Below are 14196 nucleotides of genomic sequence, written 5' to 3'. Positions count from 1 at the left end.
ACTCTTGTATAAATAACATTTTTTCTATTTACTTGTTCTTTATGTATTCCTTTATATTCTAAATATTGTTCATAAGTGTAATATCTTCTATCTGTTGGAGTTCTAAAAGCCTTTAATTTCCCTTCAATATCCCAACGTTGCAGAGTTCTGACTGAAATATTAATTAACTCTGCAAACTCTTTTGGTTTATAGTTATTGTTTTTCATATAATCACCTCTTGACTATATTTCACTATAAATAATTATATTTGTCTATGTTTTATCAACTAAAATAAGCTCCTTATTGTATATTTAAGAGCAGCTGAACGGCACTTAAATATACTATGAATTGTTACAAAAAATTTGCATTCATAATACTAAATCTTGGTTCAAAAAATATCACATAATTATCTAGTGTAGCTGAAAAACCATATTTACTTTTATAACATTCTAAAGCTTCATTTAGAAACTTTTCAGTTACATCAAGGTATTCTGCCATTTCGGATATAGTCTTACAACCAGCATTAAAACTATCTATTATACCTTTAAGACCAATTAACTTATTATAAGCCATTAATCTAGCTTTATATTCTTGTTTACTATTTTCAACTTTATTTAGGTCTAAAATATTTCCATATGAAGTATAATGATGCCCTAGTTCTTCTGCTAACACACAAGCTTTTTCACTCATATTATTAAGTGTATTTTTATTTAAAGCTATTCTATTATTTTTATATAATCCATGAGAATTTGAAATTAAAGAAACTTCTCTAACAATAATATTATTATCATCTGCTTCAGAGAGTAACTTTTCATAACTATTCATAAGTTCACCTACCTATTTTACCAATTATCCATGTCATCTAAATCTTTATATATTTTTTCAATTTCTCCTTCTTCATGTAAATGTTCATTATGTGCTGCCATTGTATCTATGTGATTTTTATTTATATATTTATTTATTTGAGTAAGCTCACCAACTCTTTTTATAGCTTCATTTTGTCCAATATCGTTTAACTCATTAAAGCTAGATAAAAGTTTATTTTCTTTAGTTTTAATGAGTTTGGAATTTTTACTCCATCCCATTATAAAAGCAGGAGATTCATTTAATGCATGAGCTAAAATTTCTAGCTTATCTAAGGGAATATTTTTTATAGTTCCTGTTTCATATCTCTGTAAAGTGGATTTACTTAGTCCAGTTTTGTTGGCTAAATCTTGATACGACATATTAAGTTCTAATCGTTTATTTTTTATTCTATTTGTAATCTCTATCATTTTTAAATCATTTTCAGTATTCAAATTTATCACCTCTATAAAATATATTATAAAGTATTTTTTCATAAATGCAACAAATATATTAAAAAATATAAAGAAATGTTGCATTTTTGACTTGACAATATAAAAGGGATGTATTAATATTGAATTATCCCAAATAAGCAACGAGGTGATGGAATGAATATAAATAAATTAAGAGGAAAAATGGTCGAAAAAAAATATACTCAAAAGAAATTAGCAAAAGAGTTGGGTATGACTGTTCAAGCTCTAAATGCAAAATTAAATAATCGTTCACAATTCAAGATTGAGGAAGCAGTTAAGATATCAAATATTTTGCAAATCGAAGAGCCAGGGGAAATTTTTTTTGATAATTATATCTCAAAAATGCAACGATATTAGGTAAGGAGACCTAACAGATGAAAATATAAAAAACTAGGGAGGTAGAAATTATGAGTAATAACTTAATGATATTTGAAGGGAAAGAAGTTGAAGTATTTGAATTTGAAGGGAAAATTTTATTTAATCCTAAGCATGTAGCAGAATGTTTAGAGATTTCAGATGTTAACAGCAGTATTAGAAAATTTAATGATAATCAGGTAGTTAAGTTGACTAATTCTAAAATGCATAATATGCAGTTTAGAAAATTACATAATACAGGAGAGAATTTTCTTACTGAAAGTGGAGTATATAAATTAATATTTAAATCAAGAAAAGAAGAAGCAGAGAGATTTCAAGATTGGGTTACAGATGAAGTACTACCAAGTATAAGAAAAACAGGTACATACAGCACTAAATCTAAAGATGACTCAGAAATAAAATACATGAATGCTCAAGCAAGATTAAAAAATGCAAGAGTAAGAGAAGCAAAGATATATCTGGAATTAGCTGACAAAGTAGATATAAAAGAATATAAACAGATTATGTATTCAAAAACTACTGAATTACTTTCTGGAGAAGCATTAATACCACTTCCTAAAATGGAAAGAAAAACTTATTCAGCTACAGAGATAGGTAAGATGTTAGGTGTCTCAGCTAATAAAGTTGGAGGATTAGCAAATGCTTATAATCTAAAAACAGATGAGTATGGAATTAAGGTATGGGATAAAGCTAAATATTCAGATAAACAAGTACCTAATTTTAGATATTATGAGAATGTAATTCCAGTTCTAGAAAAAGCACTAAAAAGTTTTGAAAATTAAATTAGAACTTTAAAAATTAAATACAGAATATTCAAAAAAAGTGATTTAAAGATTATATAAATTTAGCGGGTAAAAAAACATAACAAATTCAAGGGAAAAATTTTATTTATATCGAACTTATGTTTTGTATAAATGAAAAAATAGAAGCCCTAATTATAGGACTTTTATTTTTTCATAACTCTTATATATTCCTTTTCTAATATAGTAGTTACTATGTCTTTACCATGTTCATCTAAAGCATTATATTTTTTCAAAATATCTTGTTCAGAGGATTTTATAGATATATTTACTGAATTTTGCTTTTCCCTTAATTCATTTTCAATGAGTGCATCAGCATCAATGTTTAAAGCATTACAAACTTTTAGAACTGTTGTTATGCTAGTACCTCCAACACCACGTTTAAGCATAGTATCTATCGTTGAATAAGGAGTATCAATTTCTTTTGTAAAAGCCCTGATGCTTTTATATCTATCAAGAATTAATTGTTTTAATTTTTCTTCGATAGTCATTTTATCACCACCTTTACATTAAATATAAACGTAAAATCACAAAAACGCAACAGTAATTTACGAAATTACAAAAATAAAATGCAAAAATGTATTGACTATTCACTAAATTGAGTGTATTATTAAAACATAACTTACGAAATTTAGTGAATGAGTTTAGAAAGGAGAATATGTATGTTTAAAAATTTAAGAGCTGAAATGGTAAGAGCAAATATAACTAATGAAACATTAGCAAAAGCACTGAATCTAAATGTAAGTACAGTGTCTGCAAAATTAAGAAATGCTAACAGGTTAAAGTACATAGAAGCAAAAAATATACAATTAATGTTTTTCCCGAATCTAAGTACTGAATATCTTTTTGAAATTGAAGATGAAGTTAAAGAAAATTATAGGGGGTAACAAACATGAATAACTTACAAGTAATAGAAAGAAATAATGAGAGAGTTCTAACCACACAACAATTAGCAGATGTATATGAAACTGAAATTAGAAATATAAGTAACAATTTCAATAATAATAAAGAGAGATTTATTGAAGGGAAACATTATTTTTGTCTGCAAGGTGATGATTTAAGGACATTTAAACGCGATTCATATGATATAGGAATTGCACCTAATGTAAACAAACTTTATCTTTGGACTGAAAGAGGAGCAAACAGACACTGCAAAATATTGGATACTGACAAAGCTTGGGAGCAGTTTGATAACTTAGAAGAGTCTTACTTTAACAAAAAGAAAGATACCTTAATTACAAATCAATTAAGTCCAGAACTACAACTGTTTAAGCAAATATTTGATACTGTAGCAAAACAAGAAATAGAGCAAAAACAAATAAAACAAGAGATAACAGAAACTAAACAAGAAATAAAAAGCATAAAAGATGTTGTTACATTGAATACAACTGATTGGAGAGAAGAAACACGCAAGTTGATAGTATCAATGGCACAAAATTTAGGTGGAAATGAATATATAAATACCCTTAGAAAAGAAAGTTATGAACTTCTTTGTAAAAGATTTAATGTTGACTTGAAGCGAAGATTAAATAATAGAAGAAGTAAAATGGCAGAAAAAGGTGTATGCAAGTCTAGAAGGGAAAAATTTAATTATCTAGATGTTATACAAGAACAAAATTATTTAATAGAAGGCTATGTAATTGTAATAAAGGATATGGCTATTAAATATGGAGTTTTTATCAAAAAAACTAATTAAAATTGTTAATATAAATATAAAAAATTTAAGGAGGAATAAGAAAATGAAAGAAAATAATAGAATAGTGAGTGCTATAAATGAGGATATAGTAGGTATTACAGTTGATGGAGAGATAGACTTAACAGATAAGGAATTAGAAATGGTAAATAATTTTAAGACAGCTATGAATGGCATTAATATTAAAATAGCTAATGATTCTGGGATTTCACTTAGTGATAACGAGATAGAAAATAATAAAGATATGATATACAAGATTGCTTCAAAAGTGGCATGGCATTATAAAAAAATGAATTTTGAACACTTAGAAATGGATGAAAAACTCTTTGATGATTTTACTTTTGAGTTTATGTTAAAGTTCTTTGGTGATATAGAAGAAGATGAACTAGTTAAATATCTTACCCATGTAGAAGAAGAGGAAGAAAGTAACGAATTGAGTGATAGAGAAAGGATATTTTATAAAATAGTAGATACACTTGATACAATAGCTGATATTAAAATATCAGACCAAAATAAGATAGAAAAAGAAGTTGGTATGTGTATAGGTGAAGATAATTATATAACTTATTGTATAGATGAAGACTTAATAAAATTTTACATTAAAGATGAAGAAGAACTAGTTATAAATAAAAATAGCCCTCTGCTATATATGTTAGACACACTATTTTATGAAGTACATGAAGAGTAAAAATTGCAATAATTAAATAAGTATAAGACAAGTTTATGAGCTCATATTTTATAACAAGGGGTGATGTTATGAAAATACTACAACAATTTAAACCATACAAATATGATGAAGAGAAAAACATAGAATATGATGAAAAAATTATAGCTAATCAAAACACAGAAGTTTATATAGTATATCCACGTATATCTGATGAAGAGAATAGGAGAAGATGGAAAGAGTTTGATGAAGTAGCCAAAGAAGTAGCTATTAATATAGCAATGAAGAAAGCTGAGACAGTAGAAAGTTAAGAAAGTAGAGAAGTTGCTAATACTTAGCACTTTCTCAAAGAAGAAAATTGGACAACTATTTTTAAACAACTAGGAATAAATAAGCGATAGTATGTTTGAAAGAAGGTGATGAAATTGCTTAGTCTTGATATTAGTAAGAAAAATGTGATGACTCTTAAAAAAGATGGTAAGTTTTTAGCAGATATAGTATTTAAGGACATTAAAACTGGTAAAAAAATATCAGTTGGAACATTAAATAAAAAAAGTGCTGGTCAAAGTAACCAACACAATAAATAAAAAAAGTTAATAAAATTATAACATAAAAAGGAGAGATTTAAAATGGTTGAAGTTAATATAAAAATTAAAGGCGAAGCAAGTGAAATAATTGACTCAATTAGAGCTATATTTAATAGCTTTGGTGAAGATTCAATGACAGAGATAAAAGCAGAGCAAGAATATAAAAGTAGACGTAGTAGAAAGTTAAAAACAGAAGATTTATCAGACCAGGAATAAAGAAGGTGATATAAGTTGCAACTATATAAGCATCAAGAGGAAGCTTTAAAGCTAACAGAATATAATAATAAATGTGCATACTACCTTGACATGGGGCTTGGTAAGACATTTGTAGGAAGTGAGAAATTAATAAATCTAGGAAGTAATACAAATTTATTAATATGTCAGAAATCAAAAATTGACGATTGGGTACATCACTTTAAAACATATTATCCCGATATGGGGATAATCAATGGGACAAAGAAACTTAGTGAAGGTATAGAGTATTTTAAGTTTGTTGAAGTTCCATTTATAGTAGTAATTAATTATGAATTAGCTTTTAGAAGAAAAGAGTTATTAGATTTAAAAGATTTTACTTTAATGTTAGATGAATCATCAATGATTCAAAATGAAAAAGCTAAAAGAAGTAAGTTTGTACTAAGTTTAAACCCTAAAAATGTGATACTACTTTCTGGTACTCCATGTAGTGGTAAATATGAGCAACTATATTCTCAAATTAAACTACTAGGGTGGAATATATCAAAAGATTTATATTGGAAGCAATATATTGATGTTGAGTACAAAGATATTGGTGGTTTTCCAATGAAGGTTGTAATAGGTTATAAGAATGTTGACAGATTAAAAAAGAAGTTAAGAGATTATGGAGCAGTATTTATGATGTCAGATGAAGTATTTGACTTACCAAAACAGATAGATAATGTAATGAAAATTAGTACTACAAGAGAGTATAGGAAGTTTAAAAAAGATTCAATTATAAGTATTTCAGATGATATTGAACTTGTGGGAGATACTACACTAACTAAAATGTTATATGAAAGACAATTATGTAGTCAATACAATAAATTTAAATTAGAAGCTTTTGGAGACTTAATAAACTCAACAAGTGACAGATTAATAGTATTTTACAATTTTAACGAAGAGTTAGACAGATTAATAGAATTATCAAGAGATAGACCAATATCAATAGTAAATGGTTCTATAAAAGATTTAAACAATTATGAGGAATATAATAACTCAATTACATTTGTACAATATCAAGCAGGAGCTATGGGTTTAAATCTTCAAAAGTGTAATAAGATTGTATATTTTAGTCTTACTTTATCTTGTGAATTGTTTATGCAAAGTAAAAAGAGAGTTCATAGAATAGGTCAAGAAAACACATGTTTTTATTATTATATGATTTGTAGGAATAGTGTTGAAGAAAATATATATAAAAGCTTACAAAGTGGTGTTGACTATACAAATAATTTGTTTGAGAGAGGAGAGTAATCCTTGGGTGCAGAAAAACAATTTGAAAATAAAGTTAAAAAGTTTTTAAAAGAACAAGGTTGTTGGTTTATTAAATATTGGGGAGGTTCAGCATATACAAAAAGTGGTATACCGGATTTATTAGTTTGTTGTAGTGGTAAATTTATAGGTATTGAAGTCAAGGGGGAAAAAGGAAAAGCAAGCGAACTACAAAAGTATAATATTAAAGAAATTGAAAAGGCAGGTGGAATAGGAATTATTCTATACCCTAAAGACTTTGATAGATTTAAAAAGATGATTTTAGAAATAAAGAAAGAAGGTGAGTAAATGCAGTTCTCACATAGTAGGATAGGAGTATTTAAGAGTTGCCCATATAAGTATAAGCTACAGTATATTGACAAGGTGAAAACAATATTAAATGCAGATTCTAACAATGCTTTAATATTAGGAACATCACTTCATACTGGTATTGAAAAAGATATTGATGCAGCAGTAAAAGAATATTATTTTAGTTATCCAAGTATAACAGATTTACACATTAATGAAGTGATGAAGTTAGATTATTTAATACCAAAAGTAAAAGAAATTTTATCAAAAGGGTTTAATGAGGTTCAAATAACAACTAGTGATTTTATAGGGTTTATAGATTTGTTAGCACCACATGTATACATGACTGATACAAACTTAAATACAAATGAAACAACCATATATTATGAAGATGAAGAAAGAGTATTTGATATTTATGACTTTAAATATTCAAACAACATAGATAGATATCTAGAAAGTGAGCAACTTCATCTATATAAGTATTTTTATGAAAAGCAACATACAAATCATGAGATAAAAGATTTGTACTATGTATTTGTACCTAAAATTCAGATTAGACAGAAGAAAACAGAAAACTTACATCAATTTAGAAAAAGATTACTTAATGAGCTTGATAAATCTGAAATAAAAATAGTGAAGGTTGAGTATGACCTAAATAAAGTTATTAATTTCCTTGTAGATATAAAAAGATGTCTTGAAAACAAGGAATTTGAAAAAAATCAAAATAAATTATGTAACTGGTGTGACTACCAAGAATACTGTGAAAAGGGGATTGATTATATGTTATTACCAAATAGTGAAAGAAGAAGTGTGGAAGGAATTAATAAAAAAACTTTATGGATTTATGGAGCACCATTTAGTGGCAAAACCACATTAGCAAATGATTTTGAAAAGCCTTTAATGCTTAATACAGATGGAAATATAAAGTTTGTTGATGCTCCATACATTTCTATAAAAGATATTGTAACAGTTGAAGGGAGAATGACAAAGAGACAACTTGCATGGGATGTATTTAAAGAAGCTATAAGAGAATTAGAGAAAAAAGAAAATGATTTTGAAACAATAATTGTTGACTTGTTAGAAGATACATACGAAGCTTGTCGCCTTTACATGTATGACAAGATGGGAATAACTCATGAGTCAGATGATAGTTTTAGAGCATGGGATAAGGTTAGAACGGAGTTTTTAAGCACTATAAAACGACTTATGAACCTTGACTATAAAAACATAATATTAATATCACATGAGGATACATCAAAAGATATTACCAAAAAAGGTGGTGACAAGATAACAGCAATCAAACCTAATTTACAAGAAAAAGCAGCAAATAAAATAGCAGGTATGGTTGATATAGTTGCAAGAGTAGTAGCTGATGGAGACGTTAGAACATTATCATTTAAGACTAATGAAGTGATATTTGGAGGGGGTAGATTAAAAGTAAAATCTAATGAAATTCCACTTGATTATAATGAATTAATGAAAGTATATGATGATATTAGTATAGAGAAAAAAGACGTTAAGAAGTCAAGTAAGACTAAAAAATCTAATGCTGAGGAAGAAGTAGAAATGACTCCTACAGTAGAAGAAACAAGTGAGAAAACTGAAAAAGAACAAACAGAGGAAGAAGTAATTGAACAAGAAGAAGCAATTAAACCAGTCAAGAAAACTAGAAAAAAGAGAAGTTAGTTTAAGAAAGATTATTAATTAAAAATTTAAAAGAAAAGGATGGTATGTGATATGGATTTTAGTAAATTTGATAAAGCAATAGATGTAAAAGGATTGAAAGAAGATATAAAAGAAGCATCTGAAAATAGTGGTAAATTTAAGGATGTGCCACATGGCACTTATGAAGTAGAAATAAATAAAATGGAGTTAAGCGAGTCTAAAAAAGGTGACCCAATGTTTGTATGTTGGTTTAAAATACTAGAAGGAGAGTATAAAGATTCATTAATATTCATGAATCAAGTAGTTAAGCAAGGTTTTCAAATTCATATAGTAAATGAATTTTTAAGAAGTTTAGAAACTGATATTGAAGTTGAATTTGAATCATACAGCCAATATGCACAACTCATAATGGATATAGCTGAGGAAATAGATGGAGAACTTGAATTTGCTATTGAATATGGTGAGAAGAAAGGTTTTAATACCTTTACAATAAAAGACATATTTGAAGTAGCTTAGAAATTTTATTACAGCTAGGTGTATACATGCATCTAGCTGTAATATTAAAAAGGTAGGTAATTAATATGAGAGTAAAAAGAAAAAATGGAACTTATAAGCCCAGGTAAAATTGTAAGATGTGTTTGGTGTGGAAAAAGATTTTACAAGTTAGATAACTCTAAAGTCATATATTGTAGTAGAAAATGTGCAGCAAAAGCGAGAGGGGTGTTCTAAATGATTTTTTATGATTTTGAAGTATTCTCTTATGACTGGTTAGTTGTATTTATAGATGTTCTAAATAAAAAAGAAGAAGTTATTGTAAATGATATAGATAAGTTAAATTCATTTTATATAGAGCATAGAGAAGATATTTTTATTGGTTACAACAGTAGACATTATGACCAATATATTTTTAAAGGATTATTATGTGGATTTAATGCAAAAGAAATAAATGATTATATTATTGTTAAAGGTCAACCTGGTTGGAAGTTTTCAAACTTATTAAGAAACATACAAATTAATAACTATGATGTTATGACTAGTTTTCATGGATTAAAACAATTAGAAGGTTTTCAAGGTCATAGTATAAAAGAATCTAATGTATCATTTAACATTGATAGACCATTAACTAATGATGAAATAGAAGAAACTATAAAATACTGTAGATATGATGTTGAACAAACTATAGATGTTTTTATTGAAAGAAAATCAGAATTTGAAGCACATATGGGATTAATTAAAGCTTTTAAACTTCCAGTAGCATATATTGGTAAAACTCAAACACAACTAACAGCAATTATATTAGAAGCTACAAAGAAAGAACATGATGATGAATTTGACTTACAAATACCAGATACTCTAAAAATTGAGAAATATAAGGAAGTTTTAAGCTGGTATAAGAACCCACTAAATCATGACTATTCTAAAAATCTAAAAATTAATATTTCTAATGTACCTCATGTATTCGCTTGGGGTGGTGTTCATGGAGCAATAACAAAATACTATGGTGAAGGTTATTTTTTACATGTGGATGTTAATTCCTTCTATCCAAGTCTTATGATTAGATACAATTACCACTCAAGAAATATAAAAAATCCTCAAAAGTATGTTGAAATTTATGACAAAAACTTACAGTTAAAAAAAGAAAAATCACCTCTAAGACCAGCCTACAAATTGGCAGTTAATAAAACTTATGGAGGAATGAAAGATAAAAACAATAATTTATATGACCCAAGACAGGCTAATAATGTATGTGTTAGTGGGCAGCTGTTATTACTTGATTTAATAGAGAAGTTAGAAGGTCATTGTAAACTTATTCAGAGCAATACAGATGGATTAATTGTAAAGTTAAATACAATAGATGATTACGAATTAATAGATGATATATGTTATGAGTGGGAACAAAGGACAGGTATGGGTTTAGGTTTTGATGTATACACTAAAATATTTCAAAAGGATGTTAACAATTATTTAGTTATAACAGAGGATGGAGAAGTTGAAGCAAAAGGATTATATATCAAAGATTTAGGAAATCTAGACTATGATTTACCAATTATAAATAAAGCACTTAAAAATTATATGGTAAACAATACACCTATTGAAGAAACTATAAATAAATGTAATGATTTGATAGAGTTTCAAAAGATAGTAAAAATAAGTAGTAAATATTCACATGGTTTATATAGTCCAACTATAGAGGGAAAAACAAAAAAAGTATTTATTGGCGGTAAGATTTTAAATGATAAATGTTTTAGAGTATTTGCTTCAAAAAATAAAAATGATGGTGGTATTTATAAAGTCAAAAACAAAGAAAAAAATCCAGAAAAATTTGCTAATACACCAGATAAATGTTTTATAGAAAATGGAAGTGTTATAGGTAAAAAAGTACCAAGAAAGCTAGATAAAACTTGGTATATAGATTTAGCAAATGAAAGACTCAAGCAGTTTGGGGTATTATTAAGTAATTGAGGTGGTGATTGGTGAGCTTTGACATATTTAAAGGATATATAATTACAAATAATAAAAAGGCAGCTGAGAAATTTAAAAATGTAAAAAAGTTAAAAACTTATGAACAGATTAAGAATTTACCAGAGTTTGCAGGCGTTTTAGCAGAAGAAACTGTGTTAGTTGATATTGATGATTTTGAAAGTAGTGAAATTCTATACAAAATAGTGCAAGATTTAAAGCTAAAATGTAGAGTTTACAAGACAACACGAGGTAAGCATTTTCTATTTAAAAATACTAGTTTAGAAAAGAATAGAACAAAATGTAGACTAGCTATAGGTTTAAATTCAGATATAAAATTAGGATGTAAAAATTCCTATTCAATTTTGAAGTTCAACAATATTGAAAGAGAAATTTTATATAATAGTAAAGATATACAAGAGATACCAACGTATTTAACTCCTATAAAAAATGGACTTGATTTTTTAAGTCTTGGAGAAGGTGATGGAAGAAATCAAGCATTATATAATTATATATTAACTCTACAGAGTAATGATTTTACTATTGAGGAAATAAGAGAAACAATAAGAGTTATTAATAAATATGTTTTAAAAACTCCATTACAAGATAATGAACTTGAAGTAATTTTGAGAGACGAATCCTTTCAAAAGAAGATATTTTTTAATTCAAAAGGTTCATTTTTATTTGATGAGTTTGCTAAATACATAAAAAATAATAATCATGTAATCAAGATAAATGAGCAGTTACATTTATATAAGGATGGTATTTATGTAGATGGTCAAGCAAGAATAGAAGCAGAAATGATTAATAATATAAGTAATTTAAATAAGGCTAAGAGGAGTGAAGTACTTAGTTATTTAAATTTATTAATAAGTGAGAATACAAGTATGTCAGAAGCTAATTTAATCGCTTTTAAGAATGGTATATATAATATAGTTGATGATTCTTTTATAGAATTTTCACCAGAATTTATTATAACAAATAAAGTTAACTGGAACTATAATCCAGGAGCATATTCAAAGTTAGTTGATAAAACTATGAATAAATTATCATGTGGAGATTTTGAAATTAGAATGTTACTTGAAGAAGTAGTGGGATACTGTTTTTATAGACGTAATGAGCTTAGAAAAGCTTTTATATTAACTGGAGATAAAGCAAATGGTAAATCTACCTATCTTGATATGATAAAGACATTATTAGGGGATGAAAATACATCAGCACTTGATTTAAAAGAATTAAGTGATAGATTTAAAACTGCTGAATTATTTGGAAAACTTGCAAATATAGGAGATGATATAGGAGATGAATTTATTGCTAATCCTGCGATATTTAAAAAGTTAGTAAGTGGTGATAGAGTAAATGTTGAAAGAAAAGGTCAGAATCCATTTGATTTTAACAACTATAGTAAGTTTTTATTTTCAGCTAACAATATACCTAGAATAAAGGATAAGACTGGAGCAGTACTTGATAGATTAATTATTATTCCTTTTAATGCTAGCTTTTCAGTAAATGATAAGGATTTTGACCCTTATATAAAGTACAAATTAAGAGAGCAAGAAGCTATAGAGTATTTAATAAATCTAGGATTAGAAGGCTTAAAAAGAGTATTGAAGAATAGAAAATTTACAGTACCAGATAAGGTTAAAAAAGAAATACTTGAATATGAAGAAGTCAATAATCCTATTTTAGGTTTTTTTAAAGAAGTTGATAAGATAGAAAATGAATCAACAAAAGAAATATATAGGAAATATCAAGAGTATTGTATTTTAAATGGATTACAGCCTATATCAAACATTGAGTTTTCAAGACAAGTAGTCAAAAAGTTTGGATATGAAGTAAAAGATAAAAGAATACAAGGTAAGAAATATAAAGTATTTACTAGAGCAGTCCCGGGATAGTCCCGGATGTAGTCCCTAGATGTAATATAGTAATTTCAACGTTGTCCCGGATGTCCCTAGATGTTTTTGACCTTTTATATATTTAACTAAAAAATCATCAATTTTTTGTGATGATTTTGCTCCCTTTATATAAAGAATATATATATAATAGTATGGGACTGAACAAAAATTATTGTCTGGATATATTGAAATAGCTAAGTTTGAAGCAGTCCCGGATGTAAAATACATCTGGGACTATCTGGGACTAGGTTTAATTAGTAAGTTATATAATGAAGTTTAATTAAAAAAATAAGATATATTTCATTAATAACTTAACAAAATAATTAAAAAGAAAATTCTGTTAATTTGCAAGGATGTGAAAATGAAGTGACAGACTATGAAAAATTAGAAGAATTGTTAAACTCATATAGTAATTTGGATATTGAAATTAGAGAAATAGAGTTAAAAGTAAGAGGGAGCAGTTTAAGAGGAATAGAATTAAATGGAATGCCTAAAGGAAATAATGTTTCTTCACCAATAGAAAATGAGTTAATATATGTTGAAAGATTGGAGAATGAGAAAATATATCTACAAATTAAAAAAGAATCAGTTAATAATATGTTAAATTTATTAGATGATTTTGAAAGAAATTTAATAGAACTAAGATATTTTAAAAAACTACAATATAAACAAATAAGTTATGAATTAAATATAAGCGAATTGTATGTAGGAAAAAAGAGAAAAAAGGCACTAGATAAAATACTTCCCTTTGCTAAAAAATATAATCTAATATGAAAGTCGTGTTTGTGTCCGATTTATGACCGATTTATGACCGATTAATGATTGATTTAGTATAGAAACATGTCACATCAATATACTATGAGATAAGTTATAATGGTAGTATGAAACAAGTGTATAATATATCCTCTTGAAAAAGGCTAAGTACTCCTAACTTAGTCTTTTTTATATTTAAAAAAAGTGAGGTGGTG

General features: G+C 26.9%; 19 protein-coding genes. 15 read left to right on the top strand and 4 right to left on the bottom strand.

What is annotated here, in order from left to right; genetic code table 11:
- The 3 genes from KGF42_RS13360 to KGF42_RS13350 form a co-directional block, all read right to left on the bottom strand.
- The coding region (locus tag KGF42_RS13360; protein WP_227826499.1) for a MerR family DNA-binding transcriptional regulator at positions 1-206 on the bottom strand (206 nt) is incomplete at its 3' end.
- Positions 207-330: 124 nt separating this feature from the next.
- Positions 331-804: an ImmA/IrrE family metallo-endopeptidase gene (locus KGF42_RS13355; protein ID WP_227826498.1), complete on the bottom strand. Its 474-nt coding sequence runs from the start codon at positions 802-804 to the stop codon at positions 331-333.
- Between the two features lie 17 nt (positions 805-821).
- A complete protein-coding gene (locus tag KGF42_RS13350; RefSeq protein WP_227826497.1) occupies positions 822-1286 on the bottom strand; it encodes a helix-turn-helix domain-containing protein in 465 nt (154 codons plus the stop codon).
- Positions 1287-1430: 144 nt separating this feature from the next.
- On the opposite strand from KGF42_RS13350, the gene KGF42_RS13345 reads away from it, so the two are divergent.
- Positions 1431-1652 (top strand): helix-turn-helix domain-containing protein, encoded by a 222-nt coding sequence (locus KGF42_RS13345; RefSeq protein WP_227826496.1) that lies wholly within the window; start codon positions 1431-1433, stop codon positions 1650-1652.
- Between the two features lie 50 nt (positions 1653-1702).
- On the top strand, positions 1703-2452 hold the full coding sequence (locus KGF42_RS13340) for a BRO family protein (RefSeq protein ID WP_227826495.1): 750 nt from the start codon (positions 1703-1705) through the stop codon (positions 2450-2452).
- Positions 2453-2616: 164 nt separating this feature from the next.
- Here KGF42_RS13340 and KGF42_RS13335 read toward each other — a convergent pair whose 3' ends face one another.
- Positions 2617-2961 (bottom strand): helix-turn-helix domain-containing protein, encoded by a 345-nt coding sequence (locus KGF42_RS13335; protein ID WP_102822499.1) that lies wholly within the window; start codon positions 2959-2961, stop codon positions 2617-2619.
- A gap of 171 nt (positions 2962-3132) precedes the next feature.
- Between KGF42_RS13335 and KGF42_RS13330 the strand changes: the two genes are divergently transcribed.
- From KGF42_RS13330 to KGF42_RS13270, 13 genes are all read left to right on the top strand, one after another.
- On the top strand, positions 3133-3357 hold the full coding sequence (locus tag KGF42_RS13330; RefSeq protein ID WP_074092159.1) for a hypothetical protein: 225 nt from the start codon (positions 3133-3135) through the stop codon (positions 3355-3357).
- 5 nt (positions 3358-3362) lie between these two features.
- Positions 3363-4166, top strand: a complete 804-nt coding sequence (locus KGF42_RS13325; protein ID WP_227826494.1) for an ORF6N domain-containing protein — start codon at positions 3363-3365, stop codon at positions 4164-4166.
- Between the two features lie 43 nt (positions 4167-4209).
- Positions 4210-4851: a hypothetical protein gene (locus KGF42_RS13320; protein ID WP_227826493.1), complete on the top strand. Its 642-nt coding sequence runs from the start codon at positions 4210-4212 to the stop codon at positions 4849-4851.
- A 68-nt stretch (positions 4852-4919) separates the two neighbouring features.
- Positions 4920-5138, top strand: coding sequence for a hypothetical protein (locus tag KGF42_RS13315; protein WP_009894510.1), 219 nt, complete (start codon positions 4920-4922; stop codon positions 5136-5138).
- A gap of 114 nt (positions 5139-5252) precedes the next feature.
- Positions 5253-5414 (top strand): hypothetical protein, encoded by a 162-nt coding sequence (locus KGF42_RS13310; protein WP_009894508.1) that lies wholly within the window; start codon positions 5253-5255, stop codon positions 5412-5414.
- A 42-nt stretch (positions 5415-5456) separates the two neighbouring features.
- Positions 5457-5630 (top strand): hypothetical protein, encoded by a 174-nt coding sequence (locus KGF42_RS13305; protein ID WP_021360440.1) that lies wholly within the window; start codon positions 5457-5459, stop codon positions 5628-5630.
- A 15-nt stretch (positions 5631-5645) separates the two neighbouring features.
- A complete protein-coding gene (locus KGF42_RS13300) occupies positions 5646-6899 on the top strand; it encodes a DEAD/DEAH box helicase (protein WP_227826492.1) in 1254 nt (417 codons plus the stop codon).
- Positions 6900-6902: 3 nt separating this feature from the next.
- Positions 6903-7205 (top strand): VRR-NUC domain-containing protein, encoded by a 303-nt coding sequence (locus KGF42_RS13295; protein ID WP_021360442.1) that lies wholly within the window; start codon positions 6903-6905, stop codon positions 7203-7205.
- Positions 7206-8891 carry an AAA family ATPase gene (locus KGF42_RS13290; RefSeq protein WP_227826491.1) on the top strand — a complete coding sequence of 562 codons (1686 nt, stop codon included), beginning with the start codon at positions 7206-7208 and terminating at the stop codon, positions 8889-8891.
- A 51-nt stretch (positions 8892-8942) separates the two neighbouring features.
- The gene (locus KGF42_RS13285; protein ID WP_021373977.1) at positions 8943-9386 is read left to right on the top strand and encodes a DUF669 domain-containing protein; all 444 of its coding nucleotides are present in this window, start codon (positions 8943-8945) and stop codon (positions 9384-9386) included.
- Between the two features lie 213 nt (positions 9387-9599).
- Entirely contained in the window at positions 9600-11333 is a 1734-nt protein-coding gene (locus KGF42_RS13280; protein ID WP_077710288.1) for a hypothetical protein, read from the top strand.
- 11 nt (positions 11334-11344) lie between these two features.
- Positions 11345-13228, top strand: coding sequence for a DNA primase family protein (locus KGF42_RS13275; protein ID WP_227826490.1), 1884 nt, complete (start codon positions 11345-11347; stop codon positions 13226-13228).
- A 345-nt stretch (positions 13229-13573) separates the two neighbouring features.
- A complete protein-coding gene (locus KGF42_RS13270) occupies positions 13574-14002 on the top strand; it encodes a sigma factor-like helix-turn-helix DNA-binding protein (RefSeq protein WP_143726210.1) in 429 nt (142 codons plus the stop codon).
- The last annotated feature ends 194 nt before the right edge of the window (positions 14003-14196 follow it).

It is taken from the genome of Clostridioides sp. ZZV15-6383, from assembly GCF_020657735.1.
Lineage (GTDB): Bacteria > Bacillota > Clostridia > Peptostreptococcales > Peptostreptococcaceae > Clostridioides > Clostridioides difficile_D.
This window is presented reverse-complemented; position numbering and strand designations above follow the sequence as displayed.

What these genes read in the sequence shown, in the direction of transcription:
- KGF42_RS13355 (WP_227826498.1), bottom strand. Translation starts at nt 804, where the DNA reads ATGAATAGTTATGAAAAGTTACTCTCTGAAGCAGATGATAATAATATT.
- KGF42_RS13345 (WP_227826496.1), top strand. Translation starts at nt 1,431, where the DNA reads ATGAATATAAATAAATTAAGAGGAAAAATGGTCGAAAAAAAATATACT.
- KGF42_RS13340 (WP_227826495.1), top strand. Translation starts at nt 1,703, where the DNA reads ATGAGTAATAACTTAATGATATTTGAAGGGAAAGAAGTTGAAGTATTT.
- KGF42_RS13335 (WP_102822499.1), bottom strand. Translation starts at nt 2,961, where the DNA reads ATGACTATCGAAGAAAAATTAAAACAATTAATTCTTGATAGATATAAA.
- KGF42_RS13330 (WP_074092159.1), top strand. Translation starts at nt 3,133, where the DNA reads ATGTTTAAAAATTTAAGAGCTGAAATGGTAAGAGCAAATATAACTAAT.
- KGF42_RS13325 (WP_227826494.1), top strand. Translation starts at nt 3,363, where the DNA reads ATGAATAACTTACAAGTAATAGAAAGAAATAATGAGAGAGTTCTAACC.
- KGF42_RS13320 (WP_227826493.1), top strand. Translation starts at nt 4,210, where the DNA reads ATGAAAGAAAATAATAGAATAGTGAGTGCTATAAATGAGGATATAGTA.
- KGF42_RS13315 (WP_009894510.1), top strand. Translation starts at nt 4,920, where the DNA reads ATGAAAATACTACAACAATTTAAACCATACAAATATGATGAAGAGAAA.
- KGF42_RS13305 (WP_021360440.1), top strand. Translation starts at nt 5,457, where the DNA reads ATGGTTGAAGTTAATATAAAAATTAAAGGCGAAGCAAGTGAAATAATT.
- KGF42_RS13290 (WP_227826491.1), top strand. Translation starts at nt 7,206, where the DNA reads ATGCAGTTCTCACATAGTAGGATAGGAGTATTTAAGAGTTGCCCATAT.
- KGF42_RS13285 (WP_021373977.1), top strand. Translation starts at nt 8,943, where the DNA reads ATGGATTTTAGTAAATTTGATAAAGCAATAGATGTAAAAGGATTGAAA.
- KGF42_RS13280 (WP_077710288.1), top strand. Translation starts at nt 9,600, where the DNA reads ATGATTTTTTATGATTTTGAAGTATTCTCTTATGACTGGTTAGTTGTA.